Genomic DNA, 20,131 nt, shown 5'->3' on the forward strand with positions numbered 1-20,131 from the left:
CCTTTGTCTTGTTGCGGAGCCGTGCGCTGCTCCGATTGGACCTAGTGTGCCGTGATTTTGCACCTTGTGCAACGCACCATTGTCCCACTTCGGCGGGGATTGCCCCGCTGCCCCCTTTCGGCCCCTCTCCGCATGGGCTAGGGCGGGGGCGATGGACGCCAATACCCAGAACATCGGCCCCGAAACACAGGCTGCCGAAGCCGCGCCCGCCCTCCGCCCCGCGCGTACGCTCAGCCCGCTGCGCATGCTGCTGCGCGAAGGCGCCAGCTATCCGGGCGAAGTGGCCATCGCGTTGACGGCGCTGCTGATCACGTCCGGCGCGACGATTGCCGTTCCCGCCAGCTTCAAGTCGATCATCGACAAGGCGTTCAGCAAGGGCGCCAATTTGGAGACGATCAATAGCTCCTTCCGCTGGCTGCTGCTGGTCGTGGTCATCCTCGGCCTGGGCACGGCGGTGCGGTTCTATTTCGTCTCGTGGCTGGGCGAGCGCGTCGTTGCCGATATCCGGCTCAAGGTGCAGGCCAACCTGCTGCGCATGCCGCCGAGCTTCTTCGAGACGAACAGCCCGAAGGAAATCTCCTCGCGCATGACATCCGATACCGCGATCATCGAACAGGTGGTGGGGACGACGTCTTCCATCGCGCTCAGGAACTCGATCACGGCGCTTGCCGGCATTGCCTATCTTTTCACGCTGGCGCCGGCCCTCACGGCGGGGTTGCTGGTCGGCATCCCGGTCGTGGTCGGCCCGATCGTGTTTTTCGGCTCGCGCCTGCGCAATGCCTCGCGCTCCAGCCAGGACCGGGTCGCGGACATCGGCGTCCAGATCAGCGAAGTGCTCGGCGCGATGAAGGTCGTGCAGGCTTTCGGGCAGGAAAAGCGCGAGGCGGGCCGGTTTGCCGAGGCGGTCGAGCGGACTTTCAGCGCGGCAAGGCGGCGCATCATGATCCGTTCGGTCATGACCGCCATCGTCATCTTCCTGGTGTTCGGCGGGATCGCGGTGCTGATGTGGCAGGGCGCGACGGCGGTCGCCAACGGTTCCATCAGCGGGGGCACCATCGCCGCTTTCGTGCTGACGGGGGGCATCGTCGCGGGCGCGGTCGGCGCGCTCACCGAAGTCTATGGCGACCTCCTGCGCGGTGCGGGGGCAGCCGGGCGGCTCAACGAACTGCTGCTCGAACAGCCCGAGATCACCGCACCGGCGCGCCCGCTGCACCTGCCGCAGCCGCCGCGCGGGCAGCTGGCGTTCCAGAACGTCTCGTTCCGCTATCCCAGCCGCCCGGAAGTCGCAGCGCTGGAAGACTTTTCGCTGGCGGTGGAACCGGGCGAGACCGTCGCCATCGTCGGTCCCTCTGGCGCGGGCAAGTCGACGCTGTTCCTGCTGGCGGAGCGCTTCTACGATCCGCATGCCGGCATGGTCCGCATCGACGGCGTGCCCTTGCCGCAGGCGGACCCCGCCGAAGTGCGCGCGCGCATGGCGCTGGTGCCGCAGGAGGGCGTGCTGTTTGCCGCCTCGGCGCGGGACAACTTGCGCTACGGCAACTGGAACGCCAGCGACGCGCAGATCTGGGAAGCGGCGGAAGCGGCCAATGCGGCGACCTTCCTCAAGGACCTCCCCCAAGGACTCGACACCTTCCTTGGCGAGGACGGCGCGCGGCTATCAGGCGGGCAGCGCCAGCGCATCGCCATCGCCCGCGCGCTGCTGCGCGACGCGCCGATCCTGCTGCTCGACGAGGCGACCAGCGCGCTCGATGCCGAAAGCGAGCGGCTGGTGCAGGACGCGCTCGACCGGCTGATGAAGGCGCGCACCACTTTGGTGATCGCGCACCGGCTCGCCACCGTGCGCGCGGCGGACCGCATCGTGGTGATGGACAAGGGCCGCATCGTCGAACAGGGCACCCACGCCGTGCTTTCCGCGCAGGACGGGCTCTATGCCCGCCTTGCCCGCCTGCAGTTCGACAGCGCCGAGGCGTAATCACCTGCACCAAAGTAATACTGCGGGTGCTGGACAAGCGCCGACCGATGACTAGTGTCCCAATTAGGTACATCTGCAACCGATGGGAACTTCCTGAGTCATGCTGAAGCACGTCAAGGGCGCGATTTCCGCCGCCTCGCTGTTCGCGCTCGCGCTTTCCACCGCCGCCCAGGCCGACACCGCCAAGCCCGCCGAGATCGACGGCTACCCCATCCCGACGTTCGGCGGCTGGGGGCTCGATCCCGCGCAGGTCGACAAGGCGGTGAGGCCGGGCGACGACTTCTTCGCCTATGTGAACGGCAAGTGGGACCGCAGCGAGGCGATCCCGCCGCAATATCCCTACAGCGGCGTGGCGCTGGCGCTTACACTGAGCGCGGAACAGGCCGTGAAGGACATCGTCCAGGGCCTTGCCGCAGCGCCGCAGGCACCGGGGAGCGACAGCCAGCGCATCGCCGACAGCTACAAGGCATTCCTTGACCGCCCGGCCATCGACGCTGCTGGCATGGCCCCCGCGCAGCCCTATCTCGACCGGATCAAGGCCGCGAACACCCGCGCCGATCTCGCCGCGCTGTTCGCCGCGCCCGGCTTTCCCTCGCCGCTCGGCTTTTCGGTGCAGATCGATGCCGAGAACCCGGGCGTCAACGCAGCCTACAGCGATCTCGGCGGGCTCGGCTTGCCGGACCGCGACTATTACCTCGTCGACAATGAGCGCAACCGCGAGCTGCAGGGCAAGTACCGCGAGCTGCTGACCTTCATGCTGGGCAAGGCCGGCTATGCCGACGCAGCCGGCATGGCGGCCAAGGTCTATGACTTCGAGCGCAAGATCGCGGTGCTCGATTGGGACAAGGCGCTGCAGCGCAATCCGCTGCTCACCACCAACCGCGTCTCGCGCGAGGAGCTGATCGCGATGGGCGGACCGTTCCCGGTGGCGGCGCTGCTCGATGGCTCGGGGCTGGGCAAGGCGAGCTCGGTGTTCGTGGGCGAGATCCCGCCGAGCGCGGACAAGATCGCCAGGCTCGGCCTGACCAAGGACGACCTCGCCAAGCTCGGCGGCGGCATTCCGGCGCTGATCAAGCTGCTCGGCGAGGAAGACATCGCGACCTTGCAGGCGTGGACCGCCGCGCATTTCCTGATGAATTACGCCTCGGTGCTGCCAAGCGATGTCGATGACGCGCGCTTTGCGTTCTACGGCAAGACGCTGCAGGGCCGCGAGCGCGACCGCCAGCGCTGGCAGCGCGCGCTCTCCAGCGTGCAGGGCCAGATGGGCGAAGGCATCGGCAAGGCCTATGTCGAGCAGCACTTCCCGCCTTCGAGCAAGGCGGCGATGGTCACGCTCGTCAGCAACTTGCGTGCCGCGCTGGCCGGCAAGCTCAAGACGCTGGCGTGGATGAGCCCGGCGACGCGCAAGGCGGCTCTCGCCAAGCTCGACGCCTTCACGGTGAAGATCGGCTATCCCGACAAGTTCAAGACCTATGACGGCATGTCGATCAAGCCCGACCAGCCGCTGGCCAACGCCATCGAGGCAGCGCGCTGGCACTGGCAGGACGATCTGAGCGAGCTCGGTAAGCCGGTCGACAAGACCAAGTGGCTGATGACCCCGCAGACGGTGAACGCCTATTACCAGCCGACCGCGAACGAGATCGTGTTTCCGGCCGCCTATCTCCAGCCGCCCTACTTCAACCCGAAGGCCGACGCGGCGGTGAACTACGGCGCGGTGGGCGCGACCATCGGCCATGAGATCGGCCACGGGTTCGACGACGAGGGCTCGCGCTATGACGGCACTGGCGCGCTCAAGGACTGGTGGACGCCGGCCGACCGCAAGACCTTCGACAAACTGGGGGCGAAGCTCGCTGCGCAGTACGACAAGGTCTGCCCCTATGACGACGGCAAGACCTGCCACAACGGCAAGCTGACGCTGGGCGAGAACATTGGCGATCTGGCCGGGCTTTCGATGGCCTATGCCGCCTACAAGCTATCGCTGGGCGGCAAGCCCGCGCCGGTGATCGACGGGCTGACCGGGGACCAGCGCTTCTTTCTTTCCTACGCGCAATCGTGGCGCGAGAAGCTGCGCGAACAGCTGGCGCGGCAATTGCTCAAGACCGATCCGCATTCGCTTGCCGAGGCGCGGGTCAATGCGGTCGTGCGCAATTTCGATCCGTGGTACGCGGCGTTCAAGGTGAAGCCGGGCGACAAGCTCTACCTCGCGCCCAAGGACCGCGTGCGGATCTGGTGAGATGACAAAACTTTAAGCCGCCTCTGCGCTTGACAGAATGCTGCGCTGCGGCGACCCCTGCGCGCCATGGATACGACCATCACCGCCATTCTGCTCGGCATTGTCGAGGGGCTCACCGAGTTCATCCCCGTCTCCTCGACCGGGCACCTGATTCTGGCGTCGGAGCTGTTCGGCTATGACGCGAAGACCTGGGAGGTGTTCAACGTCGTGATCCAGCTGCCGGCGGTGATGGCGGTGGTGGTGCTCTACTGGCGCACCTTCATGGACGTCGCGATGGGCGCGCTGCGCGGATCGCGCGAATCGATCGCCTTCGTGCGCAACGTGCTGGCGGCGTTCATTCCGGCGGCCATCGTGGGCGTGCTGTTCAAATCGAAGATCGATCTGCTGCTCGAGAACCCGGTTGTGGTCTGCATCGCGCTGATCGTGGGCGGCTTTGCGATCATCGCGGTGGAGCGGCTGGTCTCGCACCAGACCTACCGGCCGGTGGGCCAGATGCCGCTGGCGCAGGCGATCCGCATCGGCATGATGCAGTGCATCGCGGTGATCCCCGGCGTCTCGCGCTCGGGCGCGACGATCATGGGCGCGCTGGTGATGGGCGAGAACCGCAAGACGGCGGCCGAGTTCAGCTTCTTCCTCGCGGTGCCGACGATGCTGGGCGCGACGGTGAAGCAATTGTGGGACCACCGGCACGAGCTTTCGGCAGGCGCAGGCCCTGTCGGCATCAAGGAAATCGCGATCGGCTCGGTGGTCTCGTTCCTTGTCTCGCTGATCGTGATCAAGTTCTTCATCGGCTATGTGAGCAAGCGCGGCTTCACGCCGTTTGCCGCCTACCGCATCGTGCTGGGCGCACTGGGTCTGGCGTGGTTGCTGTGGGTTTGAGTTTCTGGGGGTAGCCGTACTGGTGTGAACGGCGAGAACTGGATGGGAAGCGGACAATTCCACCAGCACACTGCCCGTCGGCCCGTGCTTGACACGGGCCTTGGCTTTTCCTTTCAGGCCGGGCGTAAAAAGAACAGCCAAACCCCGTGTCAAGCACGGGGTGACGGTGGGTTTTTAGTGGCGATGGTAAGCCGTGATGTCCGCAACTGGGCGAAAACCGACACGCACCGCAATATCTAAACCGGCGAAGCCCCGCTCCCCCGCCCACCGCGTAGATGGTATTCCAGCGTGCCTCGGTGGAGCACATCATCGACATCGATCACCGCGCTGCCGGCATAGGTGAAGCTCGCGCCGAGCCCGCGATAGAGCCGGTCGAAATCGCGCTCGACGGTCTGGCGGTAGAGATCGGCGAAGCTCTCGATCACGAAGTAGGTCGGCTGGAGATCGTCGATTGCGTAGTCGGTGCGCATCACGCGGTCGACATGCAGGAAAATGCGGTTGGGGGACTGCGCCTCAAGGGCAAAGCGTACCTCGGTGGGCCCGGAAAGGATGCCCGCGCCATAGGCCCGGAGGCCATCTGCTTCCATGATCAGGCCGAATTCGACCGTGTACCAGTAGAGCGCGCCCAATGCCTTCAGGCGGTTGTAGCGCATCGCCTTCCACCCGGCGCGGCCATATTCCTGCATGTAGTCGGCAAACACCGGGTCGGTGAGCATCGGCACATGGCCGAATACATCGTGGAAGACGTCTGGTTCCTCGATGTAGTCGAACTGCGCGCGGGTGCGGATGAAGTTGCCGGCGGGAAAGCGCCGGTTGGCGAGGTGCCAGAAGAACACGTGATCGGGGATCAGCATCGGCACCGGCACCACGCTCCAGCCCGTCAGCGCGCCAAGCTCTGCCGAAAGCCGCGAAAAATCGGGCACCCCGCCGCGCCCCAGATCGAGCCGGTCAAGTCCCTTGAGGAACGCGGTCGCCGCGCGGCCGGGGAGGACCTGCATCTGGCGGGCGAAGAGATCGTCCCACACGCGGTGGTCATCCGCGTTGTAGTCGGTCTGGTGCGGCTCCAGCCAATCCTCGCCGACATGGGGCGGGCGCTGCAGCGGCGCGGTAAAGACACCGTCCGGCAGATCGGGGAGCCGCGTGAAATCGGCTGCGAGTTCGACAAGGTCCGACATGGTTTCAATTGCAACTTGTAGCGCTTGCGGCTGTTCCTTGCAACGGGCGGCGATTGCCAAAGCGGCAGGCCTGCGACAGTCTGCCCTCGCAAAGCGAGAGGATACCGCGTGAGCAAGGACGAGCTTGGCCGCAAGGACTACGAAGAAGCGCTCGAGGGCATGCAGGGCGAACTCACCGCGATGGCGGGCTGGGCGCGGGCGTGCGGCGCGCGGATCCTCGTGATCCTCGAAGGACGCGATACGGCGGGCAAGACCGGTGCGATCCACGCGATCTCGCAGAAGCTCAATCCCCGGCAGGTGCGCACTGCCGCCCTCCCTGCCCCGACCGAGCGCGAGAAGACGCAGTGGTACTTCCAGCGCTATGTCCCGCACCTGCCCGCTGGCGGCGAGATCGTGCTGTTCGACCGCAGCTGGTACAACCGCGCGGGCGTCGAGAAGGTGATGGGCTTCGCAACCGATGAGCAGGTCGAGGCCTTCCTCGAAGCCGCGCCGAAGTTCGAGAAGCTGCTAGTGGAGGACGGGCTGCTGCTGTTCAAGTACTGGCTCACCTGCGATCAGGAAGAGCAGGAGGAACGGCTGGCTGAACGGCACGACGATCCAGGCAAGCAGTGGAAGATTTCCCCGATCGATGTGGCGGCGCGCGGCAAGTATCGCGACTACACCAAGGCGCGCGAGGCCATGCTGGAAGCCACCCACAGCAAACATGCGCCGTGGACTCTGGTCGATTTCAACGACCAGCGCCGGGGGCGGCTGACGCTGGTGCGCGATTTGCTGGATCGGCTGCCGGTGAGGCCCGTCGAGCAGAAGGTTCCCGCGCTGCCGCCGCTCGACGAACCGCTGGCAAAGGAGCACTTCGGGGTGATCAAACCGCTGAAGCCCTATCCCGCCCCTTGACTTTTGCGCGATTCGCTCCCAACGACCGGCGCCTGTCTGGCGGCGTGGCAACGCGCCGCCGCATTCGTTTTTGACGTGCGCACGCTAGTTTTCAGGATAAAGTCATGGCCAAGCCCACTACCGTCAAGATCCGCCTGGTCTCGACCGCCGACACCGGCTTCTTCTATGTGACGAAGAAGAACCCGCGCAACACCACCGAGAAGATGGTGTTCCGCAAGTATGACCCGGTGGCGCGCAAGCACGTCGAGTTCAAGGAAGCCAAGATCAAGTAAGCGGCGCATGGCCGCGGCGAGACAGTTCACGCCGGGTTCAATGCTCCTTCGGCAGTGGTATAGGGATGACGATGACGCTCTCCCTTGCCCGCCGGCTTGCCGCCTCCCGCCCGTTTGTCGCCGCCGCGCTTCTTGCGTTGGCGGCACCTGTCGTTTCCGTTGCCGCGCCTCCGCCAGCGGCGCCAACGACTGCGATCGATCCGCAAGTCGAGCAGGCGGTCGCGGCGCTGCGCGCGATCACCACGCTGCAGGCCGATTTCGTCCAGACCGACCGCAACGGCCAGCGGCTGACCGGCGTGCTCAGCATGCAGCGCCCCGGCAAGATCCGCTTCCAGTATCAGCCGGGCATTCCCCTGCTGATCGTCTCTGACGGGTCTGCGCTCACGCTGATCGACTACGAAGTGCGGCAAGTACAGCGCTGGCCGATCAAGAACAGCCCGCTAGGCGCGCTGCTCGATCCCAACAAGGACGTCGCGCGCTTCGCCACGCTCAATCCCACCGGGCATTCCGAAGTGATCAGCCTCGATGTGCGCGATCCGCGTCATCCGGAATACGGCTCGATCACGATGATCATGCTCAAGAAGCCGAGCGCACCGGGCGGGTGGGAGCTCAACAGCTGGGTCGCGCTCGATTCGCAGAACCGGCGGACCACGGTGCGGCTGACGAATCAGCGCTATGGCGTGGCGCTGCCCTCCAACACCTTCCGCTGGACCGATCCGCGCGGGTCCGGGCGCAAGTAAGCATCGGTTCGTCGCAGCCGTGCAAAATGCCGTCACGATCCTGCGACAATTTGCGACCACTTTGGGTCTACCCTGAAAGGGCCGTTCATCCGCCAGCAAGCGGAACGATCCTAGTAAGGGCTGGTCAAGACGGCACCGACCGGGTTCGCCCCCCCTGTTACCCGGTCCACAATCCCCCGCCGTCTGACAGCGTGACGAACGCAGAAGGAACCCTCGGACCATGCCCCCGGTCCGAGGGTTTTTTCGTTCTGCGCTTGCCCGCCGCGCCGCTTGCCGCTGCTGGCCAAGGCTCCTAAAGCCCGCGCATGGCCTCCCCGACCCTCTCCATCGCCACCTGGAACATCAATTCGGTGCGGCTGCGCATCGATCAGGTCGCCCGTTTCCTCGCCGAGCAGCAGCCCGACGTGCTGTGCCTGCAGGAGATCAAGACGGCCGAATCGCTGTTCCCGCACGATGTGTTCGAGCAGCTGGGCTACACCCACCGCGCGGTGCATGGGCAGAAGGGCTACCACGGTGTCGCCACCGTCAGCCGCGTGCCGATCCGCGAGCTGAACCGCCACGACTGGCAGGCCAATGGCGAAGCGCGGCATGTCGGCGTGGAAGTGATGACGCCCGGCGGCGGGCTGATTCTCGAGAACGTCTATATCCCGGCGGGCGGCGACATCCCCGACCCGGAGGCCAATCCCAAGTTCGGCCAGAAGCTCGCCTTTCTCGAACGGATGACGCAGTGGGCCGGTGCGATCGAGCGTCCGACCTTGATCGTGGGGGACTTCAACATCGCCCCGCTCGATTGCGATGTCTATGACCACAAGGCGCTGCTCAAGGTCGTCAGCCACACGCCGCAGGAAGTCGCCGCGCTCGGCGCATTCGGCGCGGCGCATGGCTGGGTCGATCTGGGCCGCAAGCATATCCCGGCGCCGCAGCGCAACTATTCGTGGTGGTCCTACCGCTCCTATTGGCGCGACAAGGATCAGGGGCGGCGGCTCGATCACATGTGGGCCTCGCCCGCGCTGGCGGACAAGTCGGCAGGGCACCGGATCGTCGAGGAAACGCGCAAGTGGGATCAGCCTTCGGACCACGTGCCGTTGATCACGGAGTTCACGCTTTGAGCGGAAACCCGCGCGCGGCGGCGCTGGCACTCGATGCGCTGCGCCATGGCTGGGCGATCCGGGTGGAGGCAGCCGACGGCGCGCTCGATCTGCTGCCTGCCGAGACGGCGTTCGTGCAGCCCGGCCTCTATGCCGCGCGGCTACTGATTTCCCACGCCCGCGCCGCCACGCTCAAGCTTGCCAACCAGCGCGATGCCGCTGCGCCGCACATGCCGGTGATGATCCACGGCGCCGAGCCCTTCTCGCTCCACGCCGCGCGCACTTTGGCCGATCCGGCGCTCGATCTCGCTGAACCGATGCGCGGGCCTTTCCGCGCCGATCCCTGCCCGGCGCAGGCGGCCGCGGTGGCGGCGATGGAACTGGCGCGGCTGGCTGGTATCCTCCCGGCGTTTATGGTTGCGACCGGCGTGGAAGCTGCGGCGACGGTCACGGCAGACGACCTCGCCGCGTTCAAGGACCCGCTGGAACTCACCGTTCAGGCCCGCGCGCGCCTGCCGGTCGATGCGTGCGAGCACGCCGAGATCATCGCCTTCCGCGCGCGCGACGACCTGCGCGAGCATGTCGCGCTGGTGATCGGCACGCAGAGCGGGGATCACGTGCCGCTGGTACGGCTTCACAGCGAATGCCTGACGGGCGACGTGCTCGGCAGCCTCAAGTGCGATTGCGGCCCGCAGCTTGATGCGGCGCTCGCGCGCATGGCGGAGGAAGCCAATGCGGGCGGCTGGGGCCTGCTGCTCTACCTCAGGCAGGAAGGGCGCGGGATCGGCCTCATCAACAAGCTGCGCGCCTATGAGCTGCAGGATCAGGGCTTCGACACGGTGGATGCCAACGAACGGCTGGGCCTGCCCAGCGAAGCGCGCGATTTCCCGGTCGCGGCGCGGATGCTCGATCTGCTGGGCGTGGGGGCGGTGCGGCTGCTCACCAACAACCCGGCCAAGGTCGCCGCGCTGGAAGCCGTGGGCGTGACGGTGGCCGAACGCGTGGCGCACCAGCTGCCGGCGAACCCGCACAACGCGCGCTATCTCGATACCAAGCGCGACCGGACAGGGCATCTGCTTAAAAAGTAGGGACAGTCCCTATTTTTCAGACATCGAAGCTCGACGTGCTATTTCCGTTTTTTCAATGTGATAGATCGCAATAAACAGGGACTGTCCCTATTTTAGCGCATCAGAGGTCGCCGCGTTCGAGTTCGAGGAGTTCGGGCGGCAGGCGCAGGGTTTTCGCCGCCAGCCGGGTTTCAAGCAACAGCAGCACCAGCGCGACCATCAGCAGCGCAATGGCGAGAACGAAGGTAGCGGCGATGACGATGCCGAGATCTGCACCTGCCAGCTCGCTCAGGAACAGCGCCGCCACGGTCGTGCCGATGGCGAGGCCGCTGATCACAAGGCACAGCAGCGCGCGGCCGATATGGGCGATGCGCCGGTCGATGACGCGCATTTCGGTCACCACCCCGTCGTGCTCGCTGCCCATGGTGCCGCCATGGAGCGCCTGCAGGTGGCGCGAACGATCGACCATCCGCGCAAGGCGGGCGGTCAGGATGTTCATGATGTTGCCGATGGCGACGAGCACGAAGACGGGCGCCAGCGCGAGCTGGATCGTCTGCGCCAGCATGACCGGGTGCTCAGGCTGCACGAACAAGGATGCTCTGGCTTTCCGGGTTGAAGGTGATCGCCGACGCCGAAGCGGCATAAGCGCATTCGCCGGGACGCACGACCTGTTGGCCCAATCCGAGCTCGCCGCGGCGGGGCAGCACCAGCAGCGGGCCGTCATACTCCTCCAGCAGCGCGGCATCGGGCACACCTTCCACCCGGTGTGCGGTGAAATAGCGCCCGCGCGCCAGCTCCACCGTGCCGGTCGGCGCAAGGTGCCGATGAAGCGCGGCGGCATAGGGCTCACCCTTCGCCACTGCGATCCCCTTGTCGAGATGCAGCCGACGCGGGCGGCCATAGTCGTAGAGGCGGTAGGTGATGTTCGAGTTCTGCTGGATTTCGATCAGGCTGACCCCGGCGCCGATGGCATGGACCGTGCCCGCCGGAATATAGAAGAAATCGCCCGCCTGCACCGGATGCCAGACCATCAGATCCTCGATGCTGCCATCGAGCGCCGCGGCGCGCATGGCGTCGGCACTCAGCTCGCCATGAAAGCCGATGCCAAGCGTTGCGCCGGGCTCCGCATCAATCACCAGCCAGCATTCTTCCTTGCCGGTATCGTATTCGCCGAGGTCCTTGGCCTGCGTGTCATCCGGATGGACCTGGACCGAGAGCTTCTCGCTGGTGAAGATGTACTTCACGAGGAGGGAATAGACTTCCTCGACTGGTTCGAACCAGATCTCGCCGATCCGCTTGCCGAAAGGGACCGTGAACGGGGCGGGCAGCTGGCTGCGCCCCCACGGCTTTTCGACGGTGCGGATGGCAAGTTCGCTCATTGGTTCACAGCTCCGGCAAGCTTGCCCACTTTCTGCGCCCCGGCGGCAGAGCAGACGAGCACTTCATCCTTGTCGACCACGACGATCAGGTCGCTCGCCCCGATGACCGAGACGCGCGGGCCGTCGCTGTCGACGAGAACATTGGTGCAATCGACCAGTTCCGCCCGCCCGCGCGCGGCGTTGCCGCCCTCGTCGCGATCGAGCGCTTCGTGGAGCGCCTGCCAGTTGCCGATATCGGACCATGCCATCGCGGCAGGCACCATCGCGGCGTGGGCGGTGTTTTCCATCACGGCATAGTCGACCGATTCGCCCTCGATCCGCGCGAAAGCAGCGGCATCCGGATGGAAGCGCGTGCCGTCCTCACGGCCCTCGGCAACCGCGGCGCGCACGGCCTCGAACAAGGCGGGGCGATGGGCGGCCAGTTCGGCAAGGAAGGTGCCGGCGCGGAAGGCGAAGATACCGCCGTTCCAGGCGTAGCCGCCGTCTGCGAGGAAGCCGATGGCGCGCTGGAGATCGGGCTTTTCGACGAACTGCGCCACCGCGAAACCGCCGGAGCCGGGGATGGCATCGCCGCGCCTCAGATAGCCGAAACCGGTCTCGGGCGCGGTCGCCGCGATCCCGAACGAGACAAGCCAGCCGCCCCGGGCCAGCGCCGCCGCTTCGCGCGCGGCAGCCTGAAAGGCTTCGACATCGCCGATATGATGGTCGCTCGGGCAGACCAGCATGACCGCGTCTTCGGGCAGGCGCAGCGCGGCGAGCGCGATGGCGGCGGCGGTGTTCTTGCCTTCGGGTTCGACGATCACCGTGCTGTGCGCCGGATCGGGCAGCTGTGCCTCGACATGCTCGACATGCGCGGTGCCGGTTACGACGATGGGCGCGCCGAAGCCCGCTTCCGCGGGGCAGCGCAGCACCGTCGCCTCGAACAGCGTGGTATCGCCGACCAGCGGCAGGAACGGCTTGGGGCAGGTCTTGCGCGAACGCGGCCAGAGACGTGTGCCGCTTCCGCCGCACAGAACAACGGGAATTATCGTATCCATCAGGTTCCTGTGTCTTAGGTTGTGAACCGAGCCGACTGCGGCGCCGATCCCGCTTTTGCCATAACCTAGGTATATGTCACGGCAATGTTGCACTGCATCACTTATGGCGCAAACCATCGTTGTTGCCAGCCGAATTCGGATGCAATCGGAGTACCGGCGCGGTCGGTCGCAGGGCGAAAACGGAAACGTTCGGTAGCAAGACGGCAGGTGATGGCATCGGCTTCCGGGTCCGGGCTGGCTTGGTGGATGCGGCAGCCGTGGACACGGCCATCGGTGCCGACGGTGAGCACGACGACAACGCTCTTGCCCAGCCGAAGGTTGCGGGTGCGCGCGGGATAATCGCGCGTGGCGGTGATATCGCCGGCGATCTTGACCGCGCGGCTGGCGCCCGATCCTGAGCCGTCACCACTGCCGCCTGCTCCGGTGCCCGCCCCCGCATTGCCACCGCCGGTGCCGCTGCCTGCACCGGCGGCACCGGACTTGGTGGCATCTCCGGTCGAGGCGACAGGCGCGGCGGCCATCGCCTTGTTGGGGATCTGCGGGGGGGGCGCTGCGACCGGCTTGGGCTTGGCGCGTTTGGCAGCGGCGCCCTCGTCGCCGGCGGGTTCCGGCGTGGGGACGGGATTGGCAGGCGGTGGCGGCGGAGCTGGCGGATCGAGCGGGACCGAATATGCCGCTGTTGCAGCATCCTGAATCAGCGTGATCGCGCCGCTCGCGAGGCCGGTGAGAATCGCGAAACCAAGCCCCACGTGCAGCAGCGCAACCGCCAGCAGCAGCCAGAGGCGGGTCCTGCGGCTGAGCGCGGGGCGGTCGCCAAAGCGGGTGCTCGCCAGAATGTCGCTCATCGGCTGACACCTTAGTGGAAGCGGGGCCGCACCGGAATCCCTCGGGCGATGAACTCAGTCAGCGAGAAAGCTGTCTTCCCGCGCCAGCGAGACGAGCCGCAAGCCGTGCGCGGCGGCCTGCTCCGCCGCCAGTGTGGAAGCGGCAGAGATCGTGACCAGCAGCGGACAGCCGGCAACCACCGCCTTCTGCACCAGTTCGAAGCTGCAGCGGGCGGTGAGGACGATGAAGCCATCCCCGGCATTGAGGCCAGCCTGCGCCATCGCGCCGAGCAGCTTGTCGAACGCGTTGTGGCGGCCGACGTCCTCGCGCACCAGCCGCACGGTGCCGTCGGGATCACAGAACGCGGCGGCATGGACGGCGCGCGTGGCTTGCCCCAGCGGCTGAAGTGCCGGGAGTGCCACAACGGCGCGGAAGATCGCTTCATCATCCACAGCGAGCTTGGCCTCGACCGGCGGCAACGGGCGCAGCACTTGTTCGAGGCTTTCGATCCCGCAAAGTCCGCAGCTCCCTTCGGCAAGGCGCAGGCGGGCGCGCTCCATCAGCGGGGCGGCATCATCGGCGGCGAGCTGGATACGCAGCATCCAGCCGCCGGCGGGGACTTCGCTCGCCTCGGCAGAGAGGAGCTGCGAGGGAGACGCGATCAGCTGTTCGGAGAGGCAGAAACCCAGCGCGTAGTCGGCAAGGTCAGACGGCGTCGCCATCATCACGGCATAGCCGAGACCGTTGATCTCGATCGCCACGGGCGCTTCGATGGCGAGCAGCCGCTCGCGCGGGGCGGGCGCGCGGCCATCGGCAAAGTGCTCGGCAAATGTATGCGCGAGGGCGGCCTTACCCGGCATGAGCCGCAAGCCGGTCGAGCGCGGCACGCGCCACCGGATCGAGGGCGGCGCCTTGCGGGCCGTCCAGTACGGCAAACACGTCAGCCTTCATCCGCGGCGACCAGAACGCGTGGATATGATCCGCGATCATCGCCACCGGGTCGGGATCATGCGTCATGTTCCGGGCGATCTGGTTCGCCATGTAGACCAGCTTTTCGGTGGTATGCGCGCTCATTCGGCGGGCTCCATCGCCCCTTCATGGCCCTTGATCCGGCGCGAGCGCGTGGCCTGCGCCTCGTATTCCTCCTGCCAGTCGCTGGGGCCGTTTGAGGGGGTGATCTGGACGGCGGTCACCTTGTATTCGGGGCAGTTGGTCGCCCAGTCCGAATAGTCGGTGGTGACGACGTTGGCCTGCGTCGCGGGGTGATGGAAGGTGGTGTAGACGACGCCCGGCGCGACGCGATCTGTCACGGTCGCGCGCAAGGTGGTCTCGCCCGAGCGGCTGGCTAGGCGCACCCAGTCGCCCGACTTGATGCCGCGATTCTCGGCATCGGTCGGGTGGATTTCGAGCAAGTCTTCCTCGTGCCACACGACATTGGCGGTGCGGCGGGTCTGCGCGCCGACATTGTACTGGCTGAGGATGCGGCCCGTGGTGAGAAGCAGCGGGAAGCGGGGGCCGGTCTTCTCGTCGGTCGGCACGTAGTCCGTCACCACGAACTTGCCCTTGCCGCGCACGAAACCATCGATGTGCATGATCGGCGAACCATCTGGCGCCGCGTCATTCACCGGCCATTGCAGCGAGCCTTCGGCATCGAGCCGCGCAAAGCTGACGCCCGCGAAGGTCGGCGTGAGGCGGGCGATCTCGTCCATGATCTCGCGCGGGTGGGTGTAGTTCCAGTCGAGCCCCATCGCCCGTGCCATGAGCTGGGTGATCTCCCAGTCTTCGTAGCCGTTCTTCGGTTCCATCACCTTGCGCACCGGCTGGATGCGGCGCTCGGCGTTGGTGAAGGTGCCGTTCTTTTCGAGGAAGGTGGAGCCCGGCAGGAAAACGTGGGCGTAGTTGGCGGTCTCGTTGAGGAACAGGTCCTGCACGATCACGCATTCCATCGCGGCGAGGCCTGCCGCCACGTGCTTGGTATCGGGGTCGGACTGGAGGATGTCCTCGCCCTGGATGTAGATCGCCTTGAACAGGCCGTCGGTCGCGGCATCGAGCATGTTGGGGATGCGCAGGCCCGGTTCCGGATCGATGCGCACGCCCCATTCGGCCTCGAACAGCTGGCGGGTCGCGAGGTCCGACACGTGGCGATACCCTGAGAGTTCATGCGGGAAGCTGCCCATGTCGCAGGCGCCCTGCACGTTGTTCTGCCCGCGCAGCGGGTTCACGCCGACGCCGCGGCGGCCGATGTTGCCGGTTGCCATGGCGAGGTTGGCGATGGCCATGACGGTGGACGAGCCCTGGCTGTGTTCGGTGACGCCGAGGCCATAATAGATCGCGCCGTTGCCGCCGGTGGCAAAAAGCCGCGCCGCGCCGCGCAGGTCGGCGGCAGGAACGCCAGTGACCGGCTCGAGGAATTCGGGGCTGTTGCGCTCAAGGCTGACGAAATCGGCCCAGTGGCGATACTCTTCCCAGTCGCACCGCTCGCGCACAAAGGCCTCATCGGCGAGGCCTTCGGTAACGATCACGTGGGCGAGCGCGGTCAGCACGGCCACGTTGGTGCCCGGGCGCAGCGGCAGGTGATAGTCGGCGCTGATATGCGGGCTGCGGACAAGATCGGTGCGGCGCGGATCGATCACGATGAGCTTGGCGCCCTGGCGCAGGCGGCGCTTCATGCGGCTGGCAAAGACGGGGTGGCCATCGGTCGGGTTCGCGCCGATCACGAGGATCACATCGCTGTCCTCGACCGAATCGAAGTCTTGCGTGCCCGCAGACGTGCCGAAGGTGGTCTTGAGGCCGTAGCCCGTCGGCGAGTGGCAGACGCGCGCGCAGGTATCGACGTTGTTGGTACCGAAGCCGGCGCGGACGAGCTTCTGGACGAGGAACGTCTCCTCGTTGGTGCAGCGGCTGGACGTGATGCCGCCAAGCGCGTTGCGGCCATACTTGGCGGAGATGCGCTTCAGTTCGCTGGCGGTGTGGGCGATGGCTTCTTCCCAGCTCACTTCCTGCCACGGCTCGTAGATCGAGGAGCGGATCATTGGCGAGAGCACGCGTTCCTGATGCTGGGCATAGCCCCAGGCGAAACGGCCCTTGACGCAGGAGTGCCCGCGATTGGCCTTGCCGTCCTTCCACGGCACCATGCGGACGACGTCCTCACCGCGCGTTTCGGCGCGGAAGGTGCAGCCGACGCCGCAATAGGCGCAGGTGGTGACGGTGGCGCGCTCGGGCTTGCCGATTTCCTTGACCGCCTTTTCCTGCAGGGTCGCAGTCGGGCAGGCCTGCACGCAGGCGCCGCACGAGACGCATTCGGAGGAGAGGAAGCTGTCCGAGGCGAGCCCCGCGCTCACCTTGCTGCCGAAGCCGCGGCTTTCGATGGTGAGCGCGAGGGTGCCCTGCACTTCATCGCAGGCGCGCACGCAGCGCGAGCAGACGATGCACTTGGAGGGATCGAAATCGAAGTAGGGGTTCGAGATATCCATCGGCTGCGCCAGATGGTTCTCTCCCTCGTAGCCATAGCGCACATCGCGAAGGCCTACCGCAGCGGCCTGGTCCTGCAGTTCGCAATCGTTGTTGGCGCTGCAGGTGAGACAATCGAGCGGGTGGTCGGAGATGTAGAGCTCCATGACCCCGCGCCGCAGTTTCTCCAGCTTCTTGGTCTGGGTGTGGACCTTCATGCCTTCGGACACGAGCGTGGTGCAGCTGGCAGGCGTACCGCGCATCCCGTCGATCTCGACAAGGCAGAGGCGGCACGAGCCGAACTGCTTGACGCTGTCGGTCGCGCAGAGCTTGGGGATCGAGCCGCCGGAGACGGCAGCCGCGCGCATGACCGTGGTGCCGGGGGCGACCGAGACTTCGCGGCCGTCAATGGTCAGCGTGACCGTTGCGGCGCCCGCGCGTTCAGCCGGGGATGGCGGCGTGCCGAGATCGGGCTGGGGGCGATAGATTTCAGAGTCCATCGATATGCTCCTGCGCGGCCGCAAGGTCTTCGCGCGTGTTGATATTAGCGGTTTTCGCCGAAAGGGTCACGGGGCGCGCGCCGATCATTTCGGCGAAGGCGCGCATGGAGTGCTTGGCATCGGTGGCGAGGAAAGCGTCGAGCGAGGTGGCAGCGGTGGCGGGCCAGAGGCCGATCACCGGCTGGTCGGCGACGTAGGCAGGTGCGGGAGTGAGTTCTGCCATGGTATCGGGTGCAAGGCCGCCACAATCGACGCCGCATGTCAGCACCTCGGCATAGCCCTGCGCATGCGCGTGATGCAGCGCGGCGTTGATCCCGCCCAGTGGCCCCATTCCGGCACACGGGCGGTCGGGTACTTCACCGCGACCGACCACGATCACATCATCGCACTGCGTTTCGAGCGAGGCGACTGCACGCTCCAGCAAGGTGCGCCCGCCCAGCGCGGCCAGCGCCTTGTCGCTGCCGAAGCGCGAGGACTGCCCGCCTGCAAGGACCGCGCCGAGGATCATGCCTGGGGCCATGCTGCGCGAGCGTGCTTCGACAAGCTCAGCACGAGCGGATCCTGGTGGTTGTGGAATGGAGCAATACCCCCACCCCGCTCATCCTGAGCTTGTCGAAGGATGCTGGCGCGACGCCCGATCACTCGGCGGCTTCCTGCTCGGGCGCGCCCATGCCGAAATCCTCCGGCCAGTGCTTCAACGCCGAAAGCACCGGATAGGGCGTGAAGCCGCCCAGCGCGCAGAGCGAGCCGAACTTCATTGTTTCGCAAAGGTCTTCCAGTAGCTCGATCTCGTCGCCCAAAGTGCGCGGCACCTTGCGGGCGTTGTGCATCTGGGGGAGTCCCTCGACCTTGTCGGCCGCGCGACCGGTACGCGCGCGAATGCGGTCGATCAGTTCAACGCCGCGCGTGGAGCCGATGCGGCAGGGGGTGCACTTGCCGCAGCTTTCGGCGGCGCAGAAGCTCATCGCGAAGCGGGCCTGTGCGCTCATGTCTGCGGTCTCGTCGAACACGGTTAGGCCGGCATGGCCGATCAGGCCATCGGCGGCGGCGAAGGCTTCGTAATCGAACGGCAGGTGGAAATCGGCGGGCGGGTGGTAAGCGCCCAGCGGACCGCCCACCTGCACCGCGCGGACCGGACGGCCCGAAGCCGTGCCGCCGCCGATCTCGTTCACCAGTTCGCCGAGCGTGATCCCAAAGCCGACTTCGAACAGGCCGCCGTGCTTGATGTTCCCGGCAAGCTGGATCGGCATCGTGCCGCGCGAACGGCCGAAGCCGACGTCCGCGTAGGCTTGGCCGCCGTTAGCCAGAATCCAAGGCACCGCGGCAAGAGTTAGCACGTTGTTGACCACGGTCGGCTTGCCGAACAGGCCTTCGAGCGCCGGGAGCGGCGGCTTGGCGCGCACTTCGCCGCGCTTGCCCTCAAGCGAGTTCAACAGCGAAGTTTCCTCGCCGCAAACATAAGCCCCCGCACCGACGCGCACTTCGACTTCGAACGGCGCGATATGGGGGACCGCCAGCGCAATCGCCGCGTTCAGCTTGGCGATGGCGTGCGGGTATTCGCTGCGGACGTAGATATAGCCCTTGCCCGCGCCGACAGCGTGGCCGGCGATCGCCATGCCTTCGATCAGCATGAAAGGATCGCCTTCCATCACCATGCGATCGGCGAACGTGGCGCTGTCGCCTTCGTCGGCGTTGCAGACGATGTATTTCACCGGACCCGCCGCCTTGGCGACCGTGGTCCACTTGATCCCCGCCGGGAAGCCCGCGCCGCCGCGCCCGCGCAGGCCGGATTGGGTGACTTCGGCGATGGTGGCTTCGCCGCCGAGTTCGCGCGCGCGCTTGAGGCCGGCCCAGCCGCCGGTCGCGGCATAGTCGTCGAGGCTCAGCGGGCGCGTGCGCCCCGCGCGGGCGAAGGTGAAGCGCTGCTGGCGGGCGATGAAGGGGTGCTCGGCGACGGCGCCGATCGCCTTGTCGCTGGTTCCGGCAAGCACGGCCGCGACATCGTCGGGCGTGAGCGGGCCGAAGCCCATGCCATTGATCTCGGCCAAGGGTTCGAGCCAGTGCATGCCCCAGCTAGAGACGCGCTCAACCGTGCAGCCAGCGGCGACGAAGGCAGCCACTACCGCATTGGCACCGCAAGCAATCGCCGCGGCGTCATCGGAAATGCGCACGACCGTCATGCCAGGCTCTCCACCAGCGCGCCAAGGCGGGCCGCATCGAGCCTGCCGTGAACGTCGTGACCGACCATCGCAGCCGGGCCGACGCTGCACAGGCCAAGGCAATAGACCGTCTCGACCGCCACGCGAGGATTGTCCGGCAGCGCGGCGACCAGCGCCTCGACGCCGCGCGCCTGGCAGCTTTCGGCGCGGCAGAGCTTGAGCACCGGGCGGGCTTCCGGCTCCTCGCGGAAATCGTGGTAGAAGCTGACGACACCGTGCACTTCCGCCCGCGTCAGGTTCAGCGCATGGGCAATGTGGCGGATCGCGCTTTCCGAAACATGGCCGAACGCGGCCTGCACATCGTGCAGGATCGGCAGCAGCGCGCCTTCGCGGCCAGTGTGGGCGGCAAGGATGCCATCAAGCTCGTCTTGGTCTGTCATGCGAAAAAGCCTTGGGAAATC

General features: G+C 66.5%; 19 protein-coding genes. 8 read left to right on the plus strand and 11 right to left on the minus strand.

Annotated elements, in window-relative coordinates; translation table 11 throughout:
* Positions 1 to 151: 151 nt before the first annotated feature.
* From IP83_RS09010 to IP83_RS09020, 3 genes are all read left to right on the plus strand, one after another.
* Positions 152 to 1,972 carry an ABC transporter transmembrane domain-containing protein gene (locus tag IP83_RS09010; RefSeq protein ID WP_054121884.1) on the plus strand — a complete coding sequence of 607 codons (1,821 nt, stop codon included), beginning with the start codon at positions 152 to 154 and terminating at the stop codon, positions 1,970 to 1,972.
* 100 nt (positions 1,973 to 2,072) lie between these two features.
* Positions 2,073 to 4,205: a M13 family metallopeptidase gene (locus IP83_RS09015; protein ID WP_054121885.1), complete on the plus strand. Its 2,133-nt coding sequence runs from the start codon at positions 2,073 to 2,075 to the stop codon at positions 4,203 to 4,205.
* A gap of 66 nt (positions 4,206 to 4,271) precedes the next feature.
* Positions 4,272 to 5,084: an undecaprenyl-diphosphate phosphatase gene (locus IP83_RS09020; protein ID WP_054121886.1), complete on the plus strand. Its 813-nt coding sequence runs from the start codon at positions 4,272 to 4,274 to the stop codon at positions 5,082 to 5,084.
* 236 nt (positions 5,085 to 5,320) lie between these two features.
* Here IP83_RS09020 and phhA read toward each other — a convergent pair whose 3' ends face one another.
* Positions 5,321 to 6,259 (minus strand): phenylalanine 4-monooxygenase, encoded by a 939-nt coding sequence (gene phhA, locus IP83_RS09025; protein WP_054121887.1) that lies wholly within the window; start codon positions 6,257 to 6,259, stop codon positions 5,321 to 5,323.
* Between the two features lie 159 nt (positions 6,260 to 6,418).
* Between phhA and ppk2 the strand changes: the two genes are divergently transcribed.
* The 5 genes from ppk2 to ribA all read left to right on the plus strand — a co-directional run bounded on the left by ppk2 (position 6,419) and on the right by ribA (position 10,341).
* Complete coding sequence (gene ppk2, locus IP83_RS09030) at positions 6,419 to 7,153, plus strand: polyphosphate kinase 2 (protein WP_054121914.1); 735 nt, start codon at positions 6,419 to 6,421, stop codon at positions 7,151 to 7,153.
* A 104-nt stretch (positions 7,154 to 7,257) separates the two neighbouring features.
* Positions 7,258 to 7,425: a 50S ribosomal protein L33 gene (gene rpmG, locus IP83_RS09035; protein WP_054121888.1), complete on the plus strand. Its 168-nt coding sequence runs from the start codon at positions 7,258 to 7,260 to the stop codon at positions 7,423 to 7,425.
* Positions 7,426 to 7,490: 65 nt separating this feature from the next.
* Positions 7,491 to 8,165 (plus strand): outer membrane lipoprotein carrier protein LolA, encoded by a 675-nt coding sequence (locus tag IP83_RS09040; protein ID WP_054121889.1) that lies wholly within the window; start codon positions 7,491 to 7,493, stop codon positions 8,163 to 8,165.
* 305 nt (positions 8,166 to 8,470) lie between these two features.
* The gene (locus IP83_RS09045; protein WP_054121890.1) at positions 8,471 to 9,274 is read left to right on the plus strand and encodes an exodeoxyribonuclease III; all 804 of its coding nucleotides are present in this window, start codon (positions 8,471 to 8,473) and stop codon (positions 9,272 to 9,274) included.
* Positions 9,271 to 10,341, plus strand: a complete 1,071-nt coding sequence (gene ribA / locus IP83_RS09050) for a GTP cyclohydrolase II (RefSeq protein WP_054121891.1) — start codon at positions 9,271 to 9,273, stop codon at positions 10,339 to 10,341. Before IP83_RS09045 ends, ribA begins: the two co-directional genes overlap by 4 nt.
* A gap of 100 nt (positions 10,342 to 10,441) precedes the next feature.
* Here the strand turns inward: ribA and IP83_RS09055 are convergent, their stop codons facing one another.
* The 10 genes from IP83_RS09055 to IP83_RS09100 all read right to left on the minus strand — a co-directional run bounded on the left by IP83_RS09055 (position 10,442) and on the right by IP83_RS09100 (position 20,110).
* A complete protein-coding gene (locus IP83_RS09055; protein WP_231624977.1) occupies positions 10,442 to 10,906 on the minus strand; it encodes a DUF2721 domain-containing protein in 465 nt (154 codons plus the stop codon).
* Positions 10,896 to 11,699, minus strand: coding sequence for a class I mannose-6-phosphate isomerase (locus IP83_RS09060; RefSeq protein ID WP_054121893.1), 804 nt, complete (start codon positions 11,697 to 11,699; stop codon positions 10,896 to 10,898). Before IP83_RS09060 ends, IP83_RS09055 begins: the two co-directional genes overlap by 11 nt.
* Positions 11,696 to 12,736 (minus strand): mannose-1-phosphate guanylyltransferase, encoded by a 1,041-nt coding sequence (locus tag IP83_RS09065; RefSeq protein WP_054121894.1) that lies wholly within the window; start codon positions 12,734 to 12,736, stop codon positions 11,696 to 11,698. Before IP83_RS09065 ends, IP83_RS09060 begins: the two co-directional genes overlap by 4 nt.
* Before the next feature lie 101 nt (positions 12,737 to 12,837).
* On the minus strand, positions 12,838 to 13,581 hold the full coding sequence (locus IP83_RS09070) for a TonB family protein (RefSeq protein WP_054121895.1): 744 nt from the start codon (positions 13,579 to 13,581) through the stop codon (positions 12,838 to 12,840).
* Between the two features lie 54 nt (positions 13,582 to 13,635).
* Positions 13,636 to 14,421 (minus strand): formate dehydrogenase accessory sulfurtransferase FdhD, encoded by a 786-nt coding sequence (gene fdhD / locus IP83_RS09075; protein WP_054121896.1) that lies wholly within the window; start codon positions 14,419 to 14,421, stop codon positions 13,636 to 13,638.
* Positions 14,411 to 14,635 carry a formate dehydrogenase subunit delta gene (locus IP83_RS09080; protein WP_054121897.1) on the minus strand — a complete coding sequence of 75 codons (225 nt, stop codon included), beginning with the start codon at positions 14,633 to 14,635 and terminating at the stop codon, positions 14,411 to 14,413. The genes fdhD and IP83_RS09080 overlap by 11 nt, the downstream gene beginning before the upstream one ends.
* Positions 14,632 to 17,511 (minus strand): formate dehydrogenase subunit alpha, encoded by a 2,880-nt coding sequence (fdhF, locus tag IP83_RS09085; RefSeq protein WP_054121898.1) that lies wholly within the window; start codon positions 17,509 to 17,511, stop codon positions 14,632 to 14,634. The genes IP83_RS09080 and fdhF overlap by 4 nt, the downstream gene beginning before the upstream one ends.
* On the minus strand, positions 17,501 to 18,019 hold the full coding sequence (locus tag IP83_RS09090; protein WP_054121899.1) for a molybdenum cofactor guanylyltransferase: 519 nt from the start codon (positions 18,017 to 18,019) through the stop codon (positions 17,501 to 17,503). Before IP83_RS09090 ends, fdhF begins: the two co-directional genes overlap by 11 nt.
* Positions 18,020 to 18,149: 130 nt before the next feature.
* Entirely contained in the window at positions 18,150 to 19,691 is a 1,542-nt protein-coding gene (locus tag IP83_RS09095) for an NADH-ubiquinone oxidoreductase-F iron-sulfur binding region domain-containing protein (RefSeq protein ID WP_054121900.1), read from the minus strand.
* A complete protein-coding gene (locus IP83_RS09100) occupies positions 19,688 to 20,110 on the minus strand; it encodes an NAD(P)H-dependent oxidoreductase subunit E (RefSeq protein ID WP_054121901.1) in 423 nt (140 codons plus the stop codon). Before IP83_RS09100 ends, IP83_RS09095 begins: the two co-directional genes overlap by 4 nt.
* Positions 20,111 to 20,131: the final 21 nt, after the last annotated feature.

The organism is Novosphingobium sp. AAP93, from assembly GCF_001296055.1.
In the GTDB taxonomy this organism is placed as follows: Bacteria; Pseudomonadota; Alphaproteobacteria; order Sphingomonadales; family Sphingomonadaceae; genus Novosphingobium.